Below are 21,343 nucleotides of genomic sequence, written 5' to 3'. Positions count from 1 at the left end.
GGCTGTCGCCCCAACGTCATTCGGAGAGACGTCTATGAGTCTTGAGACACGAGAAGATCTCGATCCGGTCGAAACCCAGGAGTGGTTGGATTCCCTGGAGTCGGTTCTGGATCGCGAGGGTGAGGACCGGGCCCGGTACCTCATGAACCGGCTAGCGGATCGCTATCGCCGCGATGGCATGCAAGTGCCCTTCTCGGTGACGACGCCGCACCGCAACACCATTCCGGTGCATCGTGAGGCGCCGATGCCGGGCGACCTGTTCATGGAGCGCCGCATTCGTTCGCTGGTTCGCTGGAACATGGCCGCCATGGTGACCCGGGCCAACAAGGCGAACAAGGGTATCGGGGGGCATCTGGCCAGTTTCATGTCCAGCGCGACCCTCTACGACGTGGGCTTCAACCACTTCTTCCGCGCCGCCAATGGCGATTTCAAGGGCGACCTGGTGTTCATCCAGGGCCACAGCTCCCCGGGTATCTATGCACGCTCCTATCTGGAAGGTCGCCTGACCGAAGACCAGATGGACAAGTACCGCCAGGAAGTGGATGGCGATGGCCTGTCGTCCTATCCGCACCCCTGGTTGATGCCTAACTATTGGCAATTGCCCACGGTCTCCATGGGGCTGGGGCCGATCATGGCCATTTATCAGGCCCATGTCATGAAGTATCTGGACCAGCGTGGCCTGCAGCCGATGCAGGACCGCAAGGTCTGGGCCTTCCTCGGTGATGGCGAGTGTGACGAGCCGGAAACACTGGGCGCCATTCATCTCGCCAGCCGCGAGAAACTCGACAACCTGAACTTCGTCGTCAACTGCAACCTGCAGCGTCTCGATGGCCCGGTGCGTGGCAATTCGCGCATCATGGACGAGCTCGAAGGCGTGTTCCGGGGTGCCGGCTGGAACGTCATCAAGGTCGTCTGGGGGCGGCTGTGGGACCCGCTCTTCGAGAAGGACAAGAAGGGCATCCTGCAGAAGCGCATGGACGAGGCGGTCGACGGCGAATACCAGAACTACAAGGCCAACGGCGGCGCCTATACCCGGGAGCACTTCTTCGGCAAGTATCCCGAGACCGCCGAGCTGGTCAAGGACATGTCCGACGAGGACATCTGGAAGCTCAACCGCGGTGGCCACGATCCGTTCAAGATCTATGCGGCCTACCATGAGGCCTTCCATAATGCCAACGGTCGTCCCACCGTCATCCTGGCGCATACCGTCAAGGGCTACGGCCTGGGCGCCGCCGGCGGCGAGGCCGACAACGAGGCCCACCAGGTCAAGTCCATCGACGACCCGGACGTCCTGAAGGACTTCCGCGATCGTTTCGGCATCCCGGTCTCCGACGAGCAGATCGAAAACGAGATGCCCTACTACAAGCCGGACGACGACAGCCCGGAGATGAAATACATGCATCTCCAGCGCGAGCGTCTGGGCGGCTACCTGCCGGCGCGCAACCCGGACTTCGAGGCCCTGGAGATTCCGTCGCTCGAGGACAAGACCTTCGCCTCGCAGCTGAAGGGCTCCAACGGCCGTGAAGTTTCCACGACCATGGCCTTCGTGCGCATCCTCAACGGCCTGGTCAAGGACAAGAAAGTCGGTAAGCAGGTCGTGCCGATCGTGCCCGACGAGGCGCGCACGTTCGGCATGGAGGGCATGTTCCGCCAGCTCGGCATCTATACCTCCGAAGGGCAGAAGTACGAGCCCATGGACAAGGGCCAGCTGATGTTCTATCGCGAGGACCAGGCGGGTCAGGTCCTCGAGGAAGGCATCACCGAGGCCGGCGCCATGTCGTCCTGGATTGCCGCCGCGACCTCCTACAGCAACCATGGCCTGCCGCTGCTGCCGTTCTACATCTACTACTCGATGTTCGGCTTCCAGCGTATCGGCGATCTGGCCTGGGCTGCCGGCGACATGCAGGCGCGTGGCTTCCTGGTTGGCGGTACTGCCGGGCGCACGACCCTGAACGGCGAAGGCCTGCAGCACCAGGATGGCCATAGCCATCTCCAGGCCTCGATGATTCCCAATTGCCGTAGTTATGATCCTACCTATGCCCATGAGGTGGCGGTGATCGTCCAGGATGGTCTGAAGCGGATGTACGCCGACAAGGAAAACTGCTTCTACTATCTGACGGTGATGAACGAGAACTACGAGCAGCCGGCCCTGGAAGAGGTGCCCACCGAGGACATCATCAAGGGCATGTACCTGCTGCGCGAAACCCAGGGCGACAAGGCTCGCGTCCAGTTGATGGGCTCCGGCACCATCCTGCGTGAGGTCGAGGCGGCCGCTGAGCTGCTCGCCGAAGAGTGGGGCATTGGCGCCGACATCTGGAGCGTCACCAGCTTCAACGAGCTGCGTCGCGAGGCGCTGGAGGTTGATCGCCAGGCCTTCCTCAAGCCGGCCGAGGAGCCGGGCAAGCCGCACGTTACCGCTTGCCTGGAAGGCCGTCAGGGGCCGGCCATCGCCTCCACCGACTACATGAAGCTGTTCGCCGACCAGGTCCGCGCCTGGGTGCCGACCGACTATCATGTATTGGGCACCGATGGTTATGGCCGTTCCGATACCCGCGAGAAGCTGCGTCACTTCTTCGAGGTCAATCGCTACTTCGTTACCGTGGCCGCGCTCAAGGCGCTGGCTGATCGTGGCGAGATCGATCGCAAGGTCGTGGCCGAGGCCATCGAGAAGTACGGCATCGACCCCAACAAGCCGAACCCGCTTGAGGTGTGAGTCGTCGACCGATCCGGTGGCATGGCGGGCCGTCAGGGCCCGCCCCCGTCAAGAGTTTGAAGGAGCGCGACCTTGAGTAGCGAAATCATCAAAGTGCCCGATATCGGTGGCGATACCGATGTCGAAATCATCGAGATCGCAGTGTCGGAAGGCGATGTCATCGAGCCAGAAGACACCCTGATCACATTGGAATCCGACAAGGCCAGCATGGACGTACCGTCGCCCCAGGGCGGCAAGGTGCTGAAAGTGCTGGTTAAGGAGGGCGATACCGTCTCCGAAGGTGACGCTATCGTCGAACTCGAAGCCGAAGGCGGCGGTGACGCCGACGATGGCGGGGAAGACGCCGCCGCCGAGCAGGCGTCGGCCCCGAAGTCCGACGAAGCGCCGGCCGAAGAAGCGCCGGCCAAGCCTGCCGCCAAGTCCGGTGGCGGCTCGCGTACGGTAGAGATCAAGGTACCCGATCTCGGCGGCGCATCCGATGTCGAGATCATCGAGGTGGCGGCCAGCGAGGGCGACACGCTCGACGCCGAGGACACCTTGATCACCCTGGAGTCCGACAAGGCCTCCATGGATGTACCGAGCCCCTATGCCGGCAAGCTGGTCAGCCTGACCGTCAAGGAAGGCGACACCGTCTCCGAGGGCGATGTGATCGGCAGCATGGAAGTCGCCGATGAGTCGGGCGGAGCCGAGGCGAGCGAGAGTGCTCCGGCCGCCGATGAGGCACCGAGCGAGCCGGAAGCTGCCGCCGAGCCCGAGGCCGACGAGGAATCTGCCGGGGGCGAGCCCGAGCGCAAGGAGGTTCGCGTGCCGGACCTCGGTGGTTCCAGCGACGTGCCGATCATCGAGGTGGCGGTCGCCGAGGGCGACGAGGTCGACGAAGAGGATCCGCTGATCACGCTGGAATCCGACAAGGCCTCCATGGACGTGCCGAGCCCCCACAAGGGCAAGCTGGTCGAGCTGAAGGTGAAGGAGGGCGACACCGTCTCCGAGGGCGATGTGATCGCCATCATCGAGACTGCCGCCGCCAAGCCTGCAGCGAAGAAGGCCGAGCAGAAGCCGACTGAGAAAGCCGAAGCGTCGAGCGCCAAGCGCGAGTCGGGCGACGACAAGCCGGCCGGTCGGCCCAGCCCCGAGGCGGAGATGGCGGCTCACAAGCCCCGCGACGGCAAGCTGGTGCATGCTGGTCCGGCGGTTCGCATGCTGGCCCGCGAGTTGGGTGTCGACCTGGGGCTGGTCAAGCCCACCGGTCCCAAGGAGCGGGTGCTCAAGGAAGACGTCCACAACTACGTCAAGCAGGTCATGGCCGGTCAGGCCAAGACGCCTGCCGGCGGCGCGGCCGCTGAAGGTGGATCGGGCATTCCGTCGGTGCCGGATGTCGACTTCAGCCAGTTCGGCGAGGTCGAAGAGAAGCCGATGGGCCGCCTGATGAAGATGGGCGCGACCAACCTGCATCGTAGCTGGGTCAACCTGCCGCATGTGACCCAGTTCGACGAGGCTGACATCACCGAGCTGGAAGCTTTCCGCAAGTCGATGAAGGCCGAGGCGGAGGCCCAGGGCGCCAAGCTCACGCCGCTGCCGTTCTTGATCAAGGCCTGCGCCTTCGCGCTGCGCAAGTTCCCGCAGTTCAATGTCAGCCTGAAGAGCGACGGTGAAACCGTGGTGCACAAGAAGTACGTGCATATCGGCATCGCCGTGGATACGCCGGACGGGCTGATGGTGCCGGTGATTCGTGATGCCGACCAGAAGTCGCTGATCGATCTGGCCAAGGAATCCGTGGAACTGGCCGGCAAGGCACAGTCGAAGAAGCTCAAGCGCGAGGAGATGACCGGTGGTTGCTTCACCATCTCCAGCCTGGGCTCCATCGGCGGTACCGCCTTCACGCCGATCGTCAATGCGCCGGAGGTCGCCATTCTGGGCGTCTCCAAGTCGCAGACCAAGCCGGTATGGGATGGTCAGGCCTTCCAGCCGCGGCTGATGATGCCGCTGTCGTTGTCCTATGACCACCGTGCGGTCAATGGCGCCGATGCGGCACGCTTCACCGCCTTTTTGGGACAGGTACTGACGGATATCCGTCGTCTGCTGCTCTGATAGTTGGCGAGGCCATTACAGGCCATGACGAGACGACGGCGCCGCGAGGCGCCGTCGTTTTTTCAAGCCTTTCACGGTGCCTGTCATCGGGCAGGCAGACGAAAGTCCTAGTAAGCTTAACTGACTGTTGTTGCAGTTTTTTTTCATGGCAATGGCGACTCGCTGAGCCGTGCTGCTTGTCTGGCGGGAATGGCACGGGTATGGTTCGCTTCTCATTTTTCAATCTTTGCCACTTCCTCGTTTTCAAGGAGCAGTTAGATGCGTTTGATCCTGTTGGGCGCTCCCGGCGCCGGCAAGGGCACCCAGGCTCAGTTCATCTGCGAGCGTTTCGGCATTCCGCAGATTTCCACTGGTGACATGCTGCGCGCCGCCGTCAAGGAAGGCAGCGAGTTGGGGCTGCAGGTCAAGGAAATCATGGAGACCGGCGGTCTGGTGTCCGATGACCTGATCATTTCCCTGGTCAAGGAGCGCATCGCACAGCCCGATTGTGCCAAGGGCTTCCTGTTCGACGGCTTTCCGCGCACCATTCCCCAGGCGGATGCCATGAAAGATGCCGGCGTGAAGATCGATCACGTTCTCGAGATTGCTGTGCCCGACGAGGAAATCGTCAATCGCCTGGCGGGCCGCCGTATTCACCCCGCCTCCGGTCGGGTCTATCACGTCGACCTGCATCCGCCGCGCGAGGAGGGCAAAGACGATGTCACCGGCGAGGCGCTGATCCAGCGTGACGATGACAGCGAAGCCACGGTGCGCAATCGCCTGTCCGTCTATCACGATCAGACCGCTCCCCTGGTCGAGTATTATCAGGACTGGGCCAAGCAGGAACCCGAAGTGGCGCCGAACTATCATCGCGTCGAGGGCGTGGGCAGTGTCGATGATATTACTGCTCAGGTGATCGAGGCCCTCGAGGGCTGACGTTCTGTGATCGCTGAGAACAACGGCCCGCACGATGCGGGCCGTTGTCGTATAATGCCCCGACATTTTTCATCATCGCGTATTCCTCATGCCGATCCTGCTGGCCCTGGACGCCTCCTCGAGCGCCTGTTCCGCCGCTCTATTGCGTCGCCGAGACAATCATCCTGACGAGCTGATCTCCCGTTTCGAGCTTGCGCCCCGGGCGCATACCCGCCGCCTGCTGCCGATGGTCGACGAGGTGCTCGACGAAGCCGGTGTGACGCCTGCCGATCTCGATGCCATCGCCTATGGTCGAGGCCCCGGCTCTTTTACCGGGCTACGCATCGCGGCGGGGGCCGCCCAGGGGCTGGCCTTCGGCCTGGATCGCCCCCTGCTCGGCATCTCGACGCTTCAGGCGCTGGCGCTGGGGGCGCATCGTCGCCATCACTATCGTTACCTGATCACGGCTTTGGATGCGCGCATGGGCGAGATCTATGCCGCCTGCTGGCGGTGTCACCAGGGCCATGTCGAGCCGTTGGACGAGGAGGCGGTGCTGCCGCCGGAGCGGCTGCAACTGCCCGAAGGACATGACGATCACGACTGGGTGGGTGTGGGTTCCGGCTGGACGCTGCGGGAGTCGATGCCCGCCGGGACGCAGGTGGCGATGAGCCTGTGCCTGCCGGATGTGGACGTCGCCGCCGAAGACCTGGTGCTGTTGGCCGCCGATGCCTTTGCCGCCGGCGAGGGTCGGCCGGCCCATGAGGTGCAGCCGGTCTATCTGCGTGACCAGGTCGCCTGGCGCAAGTCGCGATGAGTGGCAGCGCCCGTGTCGCGGTAGAAGACGATGCCCGCCTGGCCGCCCGCTGGGGGCTGCCGATGCGCGTCGATGCACCGGACGCGCCCCTGGTCTTGCGCCATGAGGACGAACGACTGGTACTGGCCGGTGATCCGCGCGATTACGGCAATCCGCTGGCGGTGGATTTCGCCGCCGGGCGGGCCGCTCATCGGCGTCGCTTCGGTGGCGGCCGCGGTCAGTTGATTGCCCGGGCCTGCGGTCTCGGCAAGGGCGTGACGCCCTCGGTGGTGGACGCCACCGCCGGCCTGGGGCGCGACGCCTTCGTGCTGGCCTCGCTCGGTGCCGAGGTACTGCTGGTCGAGCGCGTGGCGGCCATTGCTGCCTTGCTGGAAGATGGACTGGCGCGCGCCGCCGCCGATCCCGATGCCGCCGAAATCGCGGCCCGCATGCGGTTGGTGCATGGCGACGCCGGCTATGAGCTGGCCCGCCGGGTGGCAGAGAGCGGCATCGCGCCTCAGGTCGTTCATCTGGACCCCATGTTCCCGCATCGCGCCAAGTCGGCGCTGGTCAAGAAGGAAATGCGGCTGTTCCGCGAACTGGCCGGCGACGACGCCGATGCCCCGCGACTGCTGGAAGCGGCGCTGGACGTGGCGACACATCGCGTGGTCGTCAAGCGACCGCGCAAGGCGCCTCCCATCGACGGCCCGGCGCCGCGCCATGTGCTCGAGGGCAAGACCAGTCGCTATGATCTGTATGTCCATCGCTCGCTGACGGCGTCATAGGTATCGCTCCGTTTCACGCCTCGGCATGACGCGCGATTCGCTGCAGTCGATGACGCAGCGCCGGGTCAAACAGTGTCTGTCCGCGTCGCGCACCTTCACACAGTCGCGAACCGTAATAGAGCCGTCCTTCCCGGGTGCGCAGCCAACCTTCGGCCTCGAGACTCTGCACCAGGCCCGCGAACAGGCGTGCGTCGAAGAATTCCGGCGAATCGCGTCCGGTCAGGCGTGCCAGGCGCTCGGCCAACTGTCGGGTGCGTTCGGTCAGGGCGTCGCGGGTGAAGTGTCCCGGCGCCTCGTCCAGCAGTACCGAGAGCAGCAGGTAACCGCGCTCCAGCGGTGGCTGCATGAGCCGGCCCAGCATGCGCAATTGTTCCTCGCCGGTCAGCGAGTCGGTGCGTCGCCAGGCCTCGGCGTCGCGCTCGAGAAGCCCCTGTGCGGCGAGGCGTTCGAGGGTGTCGGCCAGCGCCTCGCGAAACGAGGCCGGCGGGGCAATGGCGAATTCCCGCATCAGCACCGGCCAGCTCGGTGCCAGCAGGCGTTCCAGGTCATCCAGGCTCTGACGGGCCTGGTGGCGAAAGGCGAAGGCGGTGAGGCCGGTCAGTGCGTAGAGATGCAGGACATTGTTGCGATACCAGCCGAGCAGCGTGGCTTGGGCGGGATCGGCGGTGACCAGGTCGCCCAGGGCGTGGGGTTGGTACTTGAGCATGCCCAGCGATTGCGCCTGATCGATCCAGTCGCCGGGCTCGCCGGGCGGCAAGGTGGTCGTGCTCTGCTGGCTAAGCTCGGCCAGCAGTGTCAGATGGCGTTCCAGCAGTGTGGCCTCGATGGCATGGTGCGGTGTGGCCAGGATACCGAGGGCGACCAGGTTCACCGGGTTGAGCGAGGCGGCGGCATTGATGCGCCGCGCCAGTGTTTCCCCGAGCTCGGTGACCGCGGCGCGCTTCCACTCGGGGGCTTCTTCGCTCGGCGACGTCGCGCTGCGCCAGTCGGGCTGGGTATGGTCGAGGAAGTCGGCCAGCGACAGCGGCTCGCCGACGTTTAGTGCCACGCGACCATGGGGCTCACGCAGTCGTCGCAGAATGCTCAGCAGGGCAAGTGGCGACTCCTTGCGCTTGCGGCCACCGGCCAGTTCGCGCTGATAGCTGGCTTCCTCGAGGATGCGCTCGTAGCCGATGTAGACCGGCACGAAGACGAGCGACTGTCCGCCTTCCCACTGGCTGCGCAGGAAGGAGTCCAGCGTCATGGACAGCATGCCGGGGCGGGGCGGCAGCATCCTGCCGCTGCGCGAGCGCCCCCCTTCGATGAAGTATTCCAGCGGATGCCCGCGATTGAGCAGGCGGTGCAGATATTCCTTGAAGACTGCCGAATACAGCGGCTGGCCACGAAAGCTGCGACGCATGAAGAAGGCGCCACCGCGGCGCAGCAAGGGGCCGATCAGCGGCATGTTGAGATTGCGGCCGGCGGCGATGTGCGGAGGCATCAACCCCTGGGTGTAGAGCACATAGGACAGCAGCAGATAGTCGATGTGGCTGCGATGACAGGGTACATAGACCAGGGTGTGCTCGCCGGCCAGGTCCTTGATGCTCTCCAGTCCACGCGCATCGATGCCATCGTAGAGGCGATTCCACAACCGCCGCAGCACGCCATCGAGGAAGCGCATCACCGGGTAGCTCATGCTGGAGGCGATCTCACGGCCATAGCGTCGTGCGCGTTTCGTCAGGCGTGCGCGCAGACGAGGCGACTGGCTGGCCTGCTCCGCGATGGCGCGGCGCACCGGCTCGCTGCGTGCCACGCCCTCGATCAGGGTGCGACGGTGGGACAGGTCCGGTCCCAGTACGCGGGAGCGCATGCGTCGGAAATGCACGCGCAACAGGCGGGCGGCCTTGCGGTCGGTGAGGGACGTTTCGCGCCCGTCATCGAGTTCGGCCAGGCGCAGGGGCGCGCCGAAATGAACCTCCAGATCGCGCCCATTGACCATGACCGCCAGCAGGCGTCGCAACCGGCCGGTGAGGCGCCAGCTATCGGCCGCAAGCAGCTGCCAGAGGCCGAAACGCTTGCCAGGCGCCCGCCCCCAGAAGATGCTGACGGGCACCAGTTGAATGTCGCAGCCCGTGTCGCGGTGTGCTTCGATAACCGCCTGGAAAGGCGAGCGTGAACTCTTGCGACGCTGCCACAGGCGACGTCGCGTGGTGGGGAGTGAGAGCTGGGCAGGCAGGATTCGCTCACCGAGCTGCCTGGGCATGGTGGCATCGGGCAGGCCCTGTCGCCGGGCCAGAACCTCGAGCAGCAACCCATCAGAGAGGGATGAGCGCGGCAGAACGTAAAGGGTCGGTAATTCGGGGTCGAGCCCGAGATCCTCCGCGGCGGGCTCGAGCAGGCGCACTTGGGTCCAGGCGTCGATCAGGCGGCGCAGAGGCGCACGGAGCGGATTGACGGAAGTGGCGTTGGCCATGCGGTCGCTCTTGAAGAGGATAGAGGGCCAGTATAACGATGCCCTGCGCTAGGGTCAGGAGGCGTGGGGAGCAATGGAGGAAGGGACGATGGCAGGAGCCTGGCGGGACGCCAATCATTTTCAGCTGCTGCCCGAGGCAGCACGTTTCCTACCGGCCATGTTCGAGGCCGTCGGCGCGGCCCGGGAAACCTTGCTGATCGAGCTGTACCTGATGGAGTCGGGGCGGCTGACCACGCTGGTGATCGATGCACTGCTGGAGGCGGTGTCGCGCGGCGTGACGGTGCGGCTGATGCTCGACGGCTATGGTGCCATGGGCCTGTCGACGGCGGACCGGCGTCGCCTGGAGGAAGGCGGTGTGACCCTGCGCTGGTTCAATCCCCTGGGGCTGCACTCCCTGGCGCGCAATCTGACCCGCGATCATCGCAAACTGGTGGTGGTAGACGGCCGGGTGGCCTTCACTGGCGGCTTCGGTGCGGTCGATGACTTTCTCGAGGCCTGGTACGAGGTGGCGGTACGCATCGAAGGCCCGGTGGTGGCCGACTGGGAGCGTCTGTTCGTGTCGCTCTGGAATTCACCGGTGACGCGAGGCGGCAGGAGTGAAGCGCATTCGTCAGGCTCGCTGCCCATCACGGCGCTACCCGCGGTGGGCAAGATGCGCGGCCGTGTCGTCTGGGGGCGAGGGTATCGCTATCAGGCCATCCGGCTGTCCCTGCATCGCCGCGTGGATGATGCGCACCGTCGTATCTGGATGTGCACGCCCTATTTCGTGCCGACCCTGAGCCTGCGACGGCGGCTGGCGCGGGCCGCGCGACGCGGGGTGGACGTGCGCCTGCTGCTGCCGGGCGGTGCCCATGACCATCCCGGTGTACGTTACGCCGGCCAGCGTTTCTATGGGCGTCTGCTGCGGGCCGGCGTGCGCATTTTCGAGTTCCAGCCATCCTTCATCCACGCCAAGTTCTCGCTGGTCGACGACTGGGTGAGCCTGGGTTCCTGCAACTTCGACCACTGGAGCCTGCAGTGGAACCTGGAAGCCAATCAGGAAGTGGATGACGCGGATTTCGCCGCCGATGTGGCGGCCCTGTTCGAGCGTAACTTCGCCGCTAGCCACGAAGTTCACCGTGACGACTGGGCGCGCCGGCCACGCTTGCAACGCTTCAAGGAATGGCTGTTCGGCACGCTGGACGGGATGTTGACGAGGCTCAGATAAGTTTGAAGAGCGCGGCTGGCGCCGCTGGAAGAAGTAAGACGGCGCGCCGCGCCTGGAAGAGGAAAGCAACCCCAGCCCCGCTTCACCGGGAACTATAAGTTTTAAGCTGTGAGAAAAAACTTACCGTTGGGCTACGGGGTGGCAGTCTTCCCCCTTCCCCCTTACTTCTTACGCGTCTTCTTGCCGCGACCGGGCGGTCCCTTGCGGCGGGGTTTGGGCTTGGGGGTTTCCGGGGGGACTCGATAGTGCAGGTAGAGGTCGAGCACCAGTTCGGGGAGTTGTGCGACTAGCCGCTCCAGACGTTGTTCGTCGGTGGCGAGTTCGGCCATGTCGGGCTCGTCGGCGAACAGTCCCGAGAGCAGCATGAAGGGCAGTAGCATGGTGGCGGCGGCTTCCTCGTCCTCGGCGAACCAGGCCGCCTCGTCGAGGAATACGCCTTCCATGAAGCCCGCGCACCAATCGCCGATCGGCGTTTCCTCCGGTGCCAGGCCGCCCAGCTCCAGGTCGAATGGCAATTCGGGCAGGCCACCGCCTTCCAGCACTTGGATGGCGTTGTGGCGCAACTGCTCGAGCAGTGCCAGCGTCGACTCGCGTTCGCTATCGTCTGCGAAGGCCGGTTCGCCATGAAAAAGTTCCGGTACCCAGGTGGTGGCGGGAGCGTCGCTCGGTGCCACGGCCAGGGCAACCAGGAAACCGTGGGCGCCGATCAGGTCCAGGGCGTCGGCGTCGACCCTTTCCGATTCGAGAAAATCGTCGAGCCGGTCGAGGGCCTCGTCGTCGAGAAGCGGCTGGGGCTGGGGGGTATCGGTGTCGGACATGGTGACGTGGCTCTGGCTGGGAAGTCTTTACTTTACGCCGCCGTGGCGTGGCGCCATTCTAGCATCCCATGATCCATCCCGTGTTGCCTGAACCCGATCCCGAATGGCTCGACTCCCTCGATCGCGCGGCCAGCCAGCGTGCGTTGCACGAGCGGGTCGAAGCCGCCTGGCGGTTGTGTCGCGAGGTGCATGAGACCTTGCCGCGTCCGGCCGTCTGGCTGGATCTGCGTGGCAAAGGGGCCGGGCAGGCGCATTTCGGGCGTGGCGGCCTGAGGTTCAATCCGGTGCTTTTTGACGAGAATCGTCATGCCTTCCTGGTCGACGTGGTGCCCCACGAAGTGGCCCACTGGCTGGTGCATCACCTGGCGGATGGCCATCGGGCGCGTCCCCACGGCCACGAATGGCGCACGGTGATGCGCGAGCTGTTCGGGCTGGTGCCGCAGACCACGCATCGTTTCGATACCGGACGTGCCAGCCCCGAACCCTATCGTTATCGCTGTGGCTGTCGCGAGCATGGTTTCTCGGCGCGTCGCCATGGCCTGGCCCGGCAAGGGCATCGGTATCAGTGTCGAAAATGCGGTCAGCCGTTGGTCTATATGTGCCGTTCGGCGCTCGCGGACTCTATTTAACTGTTTGTTATAAAAAAGAAAATTGTTCATACCAATGTCTAAAGTGAAGCCGGAGCGGCAGAGGGTTATGCTGGGAGCACTTTACATGGCGCCGGTCGACGCTGCGTCGCGCTGGATCGGCATCATTCACCTGAAGGGATCATCCCGAGGACAGAGGCATTTCGATGAGCGATCAGCAGCATATCTATCCGGTACGTGATGACATCGCCGCCAAGGCCTGGGCCGACAAGGACACCTACCAGGCCATGTACCAGCGCTCCGTGGATGATCCGGACGGCTTCTGGGCCGAGCAGGCCCGGCAACTGGAGTGGTTTCAGGCGCCGAGCGTCATCAAGAACACCTCCTTTGCCTCGAACAACGTCGACATTCGCTGGTTCGAGGATGGCAAGCTGAATGCCAGCGTCAACTGCCTGGATCGCCACTTGGCCAGCCGCGGCGACCGGCCCGCGATCATCTGGGAAGGCGACGATCCGGCCGAGTCCAAGACCCTGACCTACCGCGAACTACACGAGCGGACCTGCCAGCTGGCCAATGCCCTCAAGGAGCTGGGGGTCGGCAAGGGCGACACCGTGACGCTCTACATGCCGATGGTGCCCGAGGCGGCCATGGCCATGCTCGCCTGTGCGCGCATCGGCGCCGTGCACTCGGTGGTGTTCGGCGGCTTCTCGCCGGATGCTCTGGCTCAGCGCGTCCAGGATGCCGCCTCCAAGGTGGTGATCACCGCCGATGAGTCGGTGCGTGGTGGCAAGCAGGTACCGCTCAAGGACAACGTCGATGCGGCCCTGACTCGCGAGGGCACCGAGGTGGCCGAGACGGTGCTGGTGCTCCAGCGTACCGGCGGGCAGATCGACTGGAAGGACGGCCGCGACGTCTGGTTCCACGAACTGGTCGACAAGCAGTCCACCGATTGCCCCGCCGAGGAGGTCAGCGCCGAAGACCCGCTGTTCATTCTCTATACCTCCGGTTCGACAGGCGCACCCAAGGGGCTCAAGCACACCACCGGCGGCTATCTGCTGCAGGCTGCTCTGACTCACCAGTACGTCTTCGACTATCGCGACGGCGAGGTCTACTGGTGCACCGCCGACGTGGGCTGGGTGACCGGCCACAGCTACATCGTCTATGGCCCGCTGGCCAATGGCGCGACGACCCTGATGTTCGAGGGCGTGCCGAGTTATCCGACCAATGGCCGCATGGGCGAGATCGTCGACAAGCACCAGGTGAGTATTCTGTACACCGCGCCCACGGCGGTGCGTGCCCTGATGGCTCACGGCGACCATGTCATGGACTCCAGCCAGCGCGATAGCCTGCGCCTGCTGGGTTCGGTGGGCGAGCCTATCAACCCCGAGGCTTGGGAGTGGTTCTATCGGGTGATCGGCAAGGAGCGCTGCCCGATCGTCGACACCTGGTGGCAGACCGAGACCGGCGGCATCATGATCGCGCCGCTGCCCGGTGCCACTGACCTCAAGCCCGGCTCGGCGACCCTGCCGTTCTTCGGCGTGCAACCGGCGCTGGTCGACAATGAGGGCCATCTTCTCGAGGGCGCCTCCGACGGCAACCTGGTGGTGCTCGATTCCTGGCCGGGGCAGGCACGTTCGATCTGGAACAATCACGAGCGCTTCGTCCAGACCTACTTCTCCACCTACGAGGGCATGTACTTCACCGGCGACGGTTGCCGTCGCGACGAGGACGGCTACTACTGGATCACCGGTCGGGTCGACGACGTGCTCAACGTCTCGGGCCATCGCATGGGCACTGCCGAGATCGAGTCCTCACTGGTGGCTCACGAGGCCGTGGCCGAGGCCGCCGTGGTCGGCTATCCCCATGACATCAAGGGGCAGGGCATCTACATTTACGTGACCCTGGACGACCAGCACGAGCCCAGCGACGAGCTCAAGAAGGAACTGACCCAGTGGGTGCGCAAGGATATCGGGCCGATCGCCTCACCGGACGTCATCCAGTGGGCGCCGAGTCTGCCCAAGACCCGCTCCGGCAAGATCATGCGCCGTATCCTGCGCAAGATCGCTGCCAACGAGTGCGATGGCCTGGGCGACACCAGCACCCTGGCGGATCCGTCGGTGGTCGAGGAGTTGATCGAGCATCGAGCCAATCGTTGAGCGTCGTGTCACGACGCGCCCCGTTGAATGGTGGATGGCGCGCTCGTCCACCATCCTGCACTGCAGCCGGCCACGGGCCGGCTTTTTCATGACGTTGACGGAAAGTGTCGACAATTCAGGCGGATCGCTTGGGCATTGCCTCGGCCATGGGGTAACATGCGGTAAATTACAAGCGTCCAGCAGGCGGCGGGCCCGCCCGTTGCATTCCGGAACCGGAGGAGAACCATGGCTTTTGCCCAGAAATTCATCGTCGCCGATGACCATCCGTTGTTCCGTGCGGCCCTCACCCAGGCGTTGCGCCAGTTGGCGCCCCAGGCCGAGATCGTCGAAGCCGATACCATGGAAGCCACGACCGAGGTGGTAACCCGTCACCCGGATGCCGACCTGATCCTGCTGGATCTGCACATGCCGGGCGCCCATGGCTTCTCCGGGCTGATCCAACTGCGCGGTCAGACGCCGGACATTCCGGTGGCGGTGGTGTCCGGGAGCGACGAACTGCATGTGGTGCGCCGTGCCATCGATTACGGGGCTTCCGGCTTCATTCCCAAGTCCGCATCGCTGGCGCTGATCGCCGAGGCGGTGGGCGAGATCCTCGATGGCGAGGTGTGGCTGCCGGAGGAAATGGCCGAAGCCTTGGGCGAGGCCGATGAAGAGGACACGCGCTTTGCCGAGGCCATCGCCTCGCTTACGCCGCAGCAGTTCCGTGTGCTCAACATGCTCACCGAGGGGCTGCTCAACAAGCAGATCGCCTTCGAGCTCAATGTCTCCGAGGCCACCATCAAGGCTCACGTCACGGCCATCCTGCGCAAGCTTGGCGTGCACTCGCGGACCCAGGCGGTAATCGCCGCACAGAAGCTCGAGGTCGAGCCACCGAAGGTGGAAGAATCCTGACGCCTGGCCGGATGTAGCCGCCATCAATGCGAACGCCGCCCTTCGGGGCGGCGTTTTCGGTTTCCGGTGGTGGAACGCAGCGCGTCAGTCGTCGTTCAGGTAACGGCGCATGGCCTCCACCGTTGCCTCGCTGCAGTGGTGCTCGATGCCCTCCGAATCGGCCCGGGCGGTCTCCTCGGGCACGCCGAGCTTGCGCAGGACCTCCAGTACCACGGTATGGCGATTGGCGACCCGCTTGGCCATGTCGTCACCGAGCGGCGTCAGGAAGATGCCGCGGTAGGGGCGGGCAATGACCAGCCCATCGCGCTTGAGTCGCGTGATCACCTTGGAGACGGCGGCGGTACTGACGCCGAAGCATTCGGCGAGGTCGCTGGCGCGGGCCTCGCCGTGCAGTGCGTGCAGATGGGCGATTTCCTCGACGTAGTCCTCGACCAGCTCGGTCTGGTGGTCCTGCCGAACGCGCCGGAAATATTCATGCTTGGGCAAGGATGGCATTGGCGACCTGTCAGTGACCCGTCAGGGTGAAGAACAGCACATAGCCGTTGAGCGCGATGATCAGCGTGCAGATGGCCCCGCCGATGGCGGTGACGGATCTGCTGTTGACCAGATTGCCCATGAGTCGGCGATCAGACGTAAAGCATAACAGAGGGATCAGGGCAAAAGGGATGCCGAAGCTGAGGATGACCTGGCTGGCGACCAGCGCCTTCTGTTCGGAGATGCCCAGCATGATGACGGCCAGCGCGGGCAGCATGGTGACCAACCGGCGTAGCCAGATGGGAATGGTGAAGTTGACGAAGCCCTGCATGATCACCTGACCCGACAGGGTGCCGACGATCGAGGACGACAGGCCCGCCAGCAGCAGGGCCAGGCCGAAGACATGGCTGGCGAGTTGCTGGCCCATCATTGGCGAAAGCAATTGGTAGCTGTCGCTGATGGTGGCGATGTCGAGCCGTCCCTGGGCGTGGAAGACCGCCGCCGCCATGGCCAGCATGCTCAGGTTGACCAGGCCGGCGATCGCCATGCCGACGATGACGTCGATCCGGTAATAGCGCATCAGGCGCTTGCGCTGCCCTTCGTCGCGGGTCTGGATGCGGTTCTGGGAAAGCGCCGAATGCAGATAGATGACATGAGGCATCACGGTGGCGCCGAGAATGCCGGCGGCCAGGTAGAGGGAATAGCTGTCGGGAAAGCTCGGGAGCAGCAGGCCTTCGAGCAGTGGTGCGAGATCGGGCGTGCCGAGCAGCATTTCCAGGAGGAAGCCGCTGGCCACCGCCATGATCATGGCGCCGATGACTATCTCCATCAGGCGGAAGCCCTGGCGATGGAGCAGCAGGGCCAGGTAGGTGATCAGGCCGGTGAGCAGGGCGCCTTCCATCAGCGAGAGGCCGAAGAGCAGATTGAAGGCCAGGGCCGCGCCGAGGAATTCGGCGAGGTCGGTGGCGATGGCGACGATCTCGGCCTGGACCCAGTAGCACCATACCAGCGGGCGGGGATAACGATCGCGGATGATTTCGGGCAGATTGCGACCGGTAGCCAGTCCCAGTCTCGCCGACAGGGTCTGGATCAGCATCGCCATCAGGTTGGCGCCGAGCACCACCCACAGCAGGGTGTAGCCATACCGTGAACCGGCCTCGATGTTGGTAGCGAAGTTGCCGGGGTCGATATAGGCCACGGCAGCGATCAATGCAGGGCCGAAGAAGGGCGTCCAGCCCCAGCGTCGACGACGCCCGCTCAGCGTCGCGTCGGCCTTGTCGCGAATCGCGTCGTTGGAAATGGCGGAAAACATGGAAACACTCATTAACCATGGTTAATAACTGGTCTATAGGTTAATCCATGGTCGCCACGTTGACCAATAGCGATTTCCCGTACTCGTGATTGTCGCTGCCTATCGAGAGGGGCGCGGGACGAGCGATCCTCGTCGCCCCGCGCGGAGTGCTAGCGGGCGGCGGCTCGGCTGGCCTGCAGAGTGCGGGTCAACAGAGCCCTCAGCGCGGCGGGGCGTACCGGCTTGAGCAAGAGATGATAGCCGGCGCGCTTGACGGCCTCGGCGACCTCCTCGGTGCGGTCGGCGGTGATCACGATGCCGGGCACGTTGCCATGCAGCCGCTCGCCGAGCGCTTCCATGGCCATCAGGCCGGTGACCTCGTTGTCGAGATGATAGTCGGCCAGGATGGCATCGGGGTCGGCGTCCAGGTGGCGCAGTACCGACTTGGCACCGCCGATGGAGGTGGCGGTGAAGACTTCGCAGCCCCAGCCCGTGAGCATCGCTTTCATGCCCTCCAGGATCAGCGATTCGTTGTCGATGCACAGAATTCGCGTGCCGGCCAGCTTGTTGCCGACACGGCGTGGCTTGCTCTCCTCGGTGGCTTCCTGAGTGCGGGCTTCAACGACCGGTACGCTGATCGAGAAGACGGTGCCGACGCCTTCCCAGGAGCGCACGCGAATGGGATGGTTGAGCACTCGGCTCATGCGCTCGGCGATGGAGAGACCCAGGCCGAGCCCCTTTTCGCCTTCCTTGTGGCGAGATGCTTGGTCGAGGCGGCGAAATTCCTGGAAGATTTCGGCCTGCTTGGCCTCCGGGATGCCTGGGCCGCTGTCCCAGACTTCGATGGACAGCCGTTCGCCTTGGCGGCGGCAGCCCAGTAGCACACGGCCTTCCTGGGTGTAGCGAATGGCGTTGGACAGGAAGTTCTGCACGATGCGTCGCAGCATCTGGGCGTCGCTGTCGACCCAGGCACGGTTGGGCACGACGACCAGATCGAGCCCTCGATCCTCGGCCATCACCTCGAACTCGGCGCGCAGTGGTCGGAAGATGTCTGCCAGGGCGAAGTGGCTGCGGCGGGGTGTCAGGGCGCCTGCGTCGAGCTTGGAAATGTCGAGAAGCGTGCCGAGCAACTCTTCGGCGGCCTGCAGCGAGTTGTCGATGTGGCCGATGGTGCGTTTCATGTCGTCGGCATCCATCTCCTGGGAGAGGGCCGAAGTGAACAGGCGCGCGGCATTGAGCGGCTGCAGCAGGTCATGGCTGGCCGCCGCCAGGAAGCGGGTCTTGGAGGCGTTGGCATCCTCGGCCACCTGCTTGGCCTGGCGCAGTGCCTGCTCGGCCTCGGCGCGCACCCGGTTCTCCTGGCGCAGGGCGGCGTTGGCCTCGGAGAGCGCCTGGGTGCGTTCGCGGACGCGTTCCTCCAGGGTCTCATTGGTTTCCTTGAGGGCGATCTCGGCGCGGCGGCGCTCGGTAATGTCCTGGTAGAGGGCGAAGAAACCGAGGATAGCGCCGCTGTCGCCGAAGTGCGGCGTATAGGTGACCAGCATGTAGCGGATGCCTTCGGGCAATTGCAGCGAGACCTCGAAACTGACTCGTTCACCGCCGAGGGCACGGTCAATCCAGGGCGCACGTTCCTGGGCCATGTCCTCGGGGATCACCGTCTGCAAGGGCTTGCCGATGACCTCGTTACGATCGATCTCGAAGGCCTGTTCGTAGGCGCGGTTGGTGAAGAGGTAGCGGCAGTCCTTGTCGAAATAGGCGATCAGCGCCGGCACGTTATCGGTGTAGATGCGGATGTTGTTTTCCGAGCGGATCAGCGCTTCCTCAGTACGCTTTTGCTGGGTGATGTCCTGATAGGTGTAGACGAAGCCGCCCCCCGGCATGGGGTTGCCCTGCACCTCCAGTACGCTGCCGTCCTGGCGGTAGCGCACATAGCGGTGGGGCTGGCCCTCGCGGATGTTGTCGAGCAGCAACTGGACGTGTTCCTCGGGATCGCCGGGACCGTATTCGCCGTTGTGGGCGTTGTAGAGGAAGATGCGATCGATCGGCGCGCCGACCCGGATCAGGTGATCGGGAAAGCGGAACAGCTCCAGGTAGCGCTGGTTCCAGACCACCAGGCGCAGGTTCTGGTCGACCACGCTGATGCCCTGGTTGATGTTCTCGATGGTTGCCTGAAGCAGGGCACGGTTGAATTCCAGTACCTGAGAGGCTTCGTCGACGATGGAAATGACGTCCGAAATGCCGATGCCTCGGCCCTGCAGCGCTGAGTTGACCACGATACGCGCCGAGGAGGCGCCGAGCACCGAGGCCAGAAAGCGTTCGGTGAACTGGATCACGTCGATGGAGGCCCGGGCGTTGTCTTCCAGCGGCTTGCCGATACGACGGGCATAGTCGTCGAAGGCGCGACTGACCTGACCGGCACCGAGGAAGCGTTCGCACAGGACCTTGAGATCGCCTACCGTGGTGGCGCCGGTCCAGGGACGGTTCACCGAGGTCTGGCGGGTCTCGACGCTGTCGACGAACAGCGAGGCCTGGATGCGCTCGACCACGCGCTGTGGCGTCATCTGGGAAACGAAGATGTAGGAGACCAGATTGACGCCCAGCGACAGCATCACGCCGTGGGTAAAGCTATCGCCGACATTAAGGCCGAACAGGGCGGTGGGCGAGAGCCAGCCGATGTTCAGCGGCCCGCCATACAGCCATGCCTCGGGAAGCACGCCGGCGGCGATCAGATCCGGCATCAGCAGACTATAGGCCCAGATTGCGAAGCCGGCGTTCATGCCCACGATCACACCCAGGCGATTGCCACGCTTCCAGTAGAGTCCGCCGATCAGAGCCGGGGCGAACTGGGCGGCAGCGGCGAAGGACAGCATGCCGATGGCGGCCAGGGAACTGAAGTCGCCGATCAACTGGTAGGCGCCGTAGGCCAGCGCCAGGATCACGCCGATGGTGATGCGCCGGGCGCGCAGCACCAGGCGGCCATAGTCGCGGGCCTTGGTGTCGAACCAGCGTAGGCGGAACAGGGCGGGGATGACGATCTCGTTGGAGATCATGATCGACACTGCCACCGCGGCGACGATCACCATGCCGGTGGAGGCCGAGAAGCCGCCGATGAAGGTCAACAGGGTCAGCCATTCGCTGCCGGCGGCCATGGGCAGCGCCAGGACATAGGAGTCGGGCGATACATTGGTGTCGGCGAAGATGGTCAGGCCGGCGGCGGCCAGCGGCAGCACGAAGAAGCCGAAGGCCACCAGGTAGAGCGGGAACAGCCAACGGGCCTTGGCGGCATCGTCGCGATGGGTGTTCTCCACCACTGCTACATGGAACTGGCGCGGCAGGCAGAGGATGGCGAGCATGGCCAGCAGGGTCTGGGCCCAGAAACCCTGGCCGAAATCCTGCTGGGCGAGCTGGCGCTGCAGCTCGAGTTGAATGTCGGCGAAGGCCAGCAGATCGCCGAGGCCATCGAACATGCCCCAGGTCACGTAGGCGCCCAGCGTCAGGAAGGCTACCAGCTTGATCAGCGACTCGAAGGCCACGGCATGGATCAGGCCCTCGTGGTGCTCGGTGGCGTCGGTGTGGCGGGTACCGAAGAGGATGGCGAAGGCCGCCATGACCAGCGCCACATAGAAGGCGGTGTCGCCGAAGACTGGCGCACGGGTAATGTCCGCCTCCGAGGTCAGCACGCTGAAGGAGGTGGAGACGGCCTTCAACTGCAGCACGATGTAGGGCAGGGTGCCGATCAAGGCTACCAGGCTGGCGAAGGCGGCCAGCGACTGGGTCTTGCCGTAGCGCGAGGCGATGAAGTCGGCGATCGAGGTCACGTTCTGGTGCTTGGCGACCCGGATCATCTTGGCCAGCACCGGCCAGAACAGCAGCAAGGTGAGAATCGGCCCGACGAAGATGCTGGCGAAGGACCACCCCGAGGTTGCGGCCTGCCCGACGGCGCCATGGAAGGTCCAGGAGGTGCAATAGATGGCCAGCGCCAGGCTGTAGACGATCGGACGGCGTCGGGTAGCCCCTCGCGTTCTGGCCAGGCGGTCGCCGCGCCAAGCAATGGCGAACAGGACGGCGACATACAACAGCGAAACGACGATCAGTAGCCAGCCAGCGAACATGCGCATCTCCCTTACGTGATGCGGCTATTCTAGCAGCCTGGCGGGCGGTCAAACGCCCCTGTTGACGGTCGACATGGGGGAG

At 64.5% G+C, this 21,343-nt stretch carries 14 protein-coding genes; 9 read left to right on the top strand and 5 right to left on the bottom strand.

The features are described 5' to 3' along the window. Positions 1 to 34 precede the first annotated feature (34 nt). From aceE to FZZ93_RS15065, 5 genes are all read left to right on the top strand, one after another. Positions 35 to 2,713 (top strand): pyruvate dehydrogenase (acetyl-transferring), homodimeric type, encoded by a 2,679-nt coding sequence (aceE, locus tag FZZ93_RS15085; RefSeq protein WP_149323134.1) that lies wholly within the window; start codon positions 35 to 37, stop codon positions 2,711 to 2,713. A 72-nt stretch (positions 2,714 to 2,785) separates the two neighbouring features. Then, positions 2,786 to 4,801 carry a pyruvate dehydrogenase complex dihydrolipoyllysine-residue acetyltransferase gene (gene aceF, locus FZZ93_RS15080; protein WP_149323133.1) on the top strand — a complete coding sequence of 672 codons (2,016 nt, stop codon included), beginning with the start codon at positions 2,786 to 2,788 and terminating at the stop codon, positions 4,799 to 4,801. 258 nt (positions 4,802 to 5,059) lie between these two features. Next, complete coding sequence (gene adk / locus FZZ93_RS15075; RefSeq protein ID WP_149323132.1) at positions 5,060 to 5,716, top strand: adenylate kinase; 657 nt, start codon at positions 5,060 to 5,062, stop codon at positions 5,714 to 5,716. 88 nt (positions 5,717 to 5,804) lie between these two features. Beyond that, on the top strand, positions 5,805 to 6,509 hold the full coding sequence (gene tsaB / locus FZZ93_RS15070; protein WP_149323131.1) for a tRNA (adenosine(37)-N6)-threonylcarbamoyltransferase complex dimerization subunit type 1 TsaB: 705 nt from the start codon (positions 5,805 to 5,807) through the stop codon (positions 6,507 to 6,509). Continuing rightward, entirely contained in the window at positions 6,506 to 7,273 is a 768-nt protein-coding gene (locus FZZ93_RS15065; protein WP_149323130.1) for a class I SAM-dependent methyltransferase, read from the top strand. Before tsaB ends, FZZ93_RS15065 begins: the two co-directional genes overlap by 4 nt. Before the next feature lie 13 nt (positions 7,274 to 7,286). Here the strand turns inward: FZZ93_RS15065 and plsB are convergent, their stop codons facing one another. After that, a complete protein-coding gene (gene plsB, locus FZZ93_RS15060) occupies positions 7,287 to 9,725 on the bottom strand; it encodes a glycerol-3-phosphate 1-O-acyltransferase PlsB (RefSeq protein ID WP_149323129.1) in 2,439 nt (812 codons plus the stop codon). Positions 9,726 to 9,813: 88 nt separating this feature from the next. Between plsB and FZZ93_RS15055 the strand changes: the two genes are divergently transcribed. Then, on the top strand, positions 9,814 to 10,932 hold the full coding sequence (locus tag FZZ93_RS15055) for a phospholipase D-like domain-containing protein (protein WP_149323128.1): 1,119 nt from the start codon (positions 9,814 to 9,816) through the stop codon (positions 10,930 to 10,932). A 161-nt stretch (positions 10,933 to 11,093) separates the two neighbouring features. Here FZZ93_RS15055 and FZZ93_RS15050 read toward each other — a convergent pair whose 3' ends face one another. Further along, on the bottom strand, positions 11,094 to 11,750 hold the full coding sequence (locus tag FZZ93_RS15050; RefSeq protein WP_149323127.1) for a YecA/YgfB family protein: 657 nt from the start codon (positions 11,748 to 11,750) through the stop codon (positions 11,094 to 11,096). 68 nt (positions 11,751 to 11,818) lie between these two features. Here FZZ93_RS15050 and FZZ93_RS15045 point away from each other — a divergent pair, with 68 nt between their 5' ends. The 3 genes from FZZ93_RS15045 to FZZ93_RS15035 all read left to right on the top strand — a co-directional run bounded on the left by FZZ93_RS15045 (position 11,819) and on the right by FZZ93_RS15035 (position 15,384). Continuing rightward, the gene (locus FZZ93_RS15045; RefSeq protein ID WP_149323126.1) at positions 11,819 to 12,379 is read left to right on the top strand and encodes a SprT family zinc-dependent metalloprotease; all 561 of its coding nucleotides are present in this window, start codon (positions 11,819 to 11,821) and stop codon (positions 12,377 to 12,379) included. A 164-nt stretch (positions 12,380 to 12,543) separates the two neighbouring features. After that, entirely contained in the window at positions 12,544 to 14,493 is a 1,950-nt protein-coding gene (acs, locus tag FZZ93_RS15040) for an acetate--CoA ligase (protein WP_149323125.1), read from the top strand. Positions 14,494 to 14,718: 225 nt separating this feature from the next. Further along, positions 14,719 to 15,384: a response regulator gene (locus tag FZZ93_RS15035; protein ID WP_013333318.1), complete on the top strand. Its 666-nt coding sequence runs from the start codon at positions 14,719 to 14,721 to the stop codon at positions 15,382 to 15,384. An 84-nt stretch (positions 15,385 to 15,468) separates the two neighbouring features. Here FZZ93_RS15035 and mntR read toward each other — a convergent pair whose 3' ends face one another. The 3 genes from mntR to FZZ93_RS15020 form a co-directional block, all read right to left on the bottom strand. Further along, entirely contained in the window at positions 15,469 to 15,879 is a 411-nt protein-coding gene (mntR, locus tag FZZ93_RS15030) for a manganese-binding transcriptional regulator MntR (RefSeq protein WP_149323124.1), read from the bottom strand. 10 nt (positions 15,880 to 15,889) lie between these two features. Continuing rightward, positions 15,890 to 17,170, bottom strand: a complete 1,281-nt coding sequence (locus FZZ93_RS15025) for an Nramp family divalent metal transporter (RefSeq protein WP_246146234.1) — start codon at positions 17,168 to 17,170, stop codon at positions 15,890 to 15,892. Between the two features lie 149 nt (positions 17,171 to 17,319). Continuing rightward, the gene (locus tag FZZ93_RS15020; protein WP_149323122.1) at positions 17,320 to 21,261 is read right to left on the bottom strand and encodes a hybrid sensor histidine kinase/response regulator; all 3,942 of its coding nucleotides are present in this window, start codon (positions 21,259 to 21,261) and stop codon (positions 17,320 to 17,322) included. Between the last annotated feature and the right edge of the window lie 82 nt (positions 21,262 to 21,343).

This window comes from Halomonas eurihalina, from assembly GCF_008274785.1.
GTDB lineage: Bacteria > Pseudomonadota > Gammaproteobacteria > Pseudomonadales > Halomonadaceae > Halomonas > Halomonas eurihalina.
The sequence above is the reverse complement of the archived record's forward strand: the minus strand, read 5'-3'. Positions and strand labels throughout refer to the sequence as shown.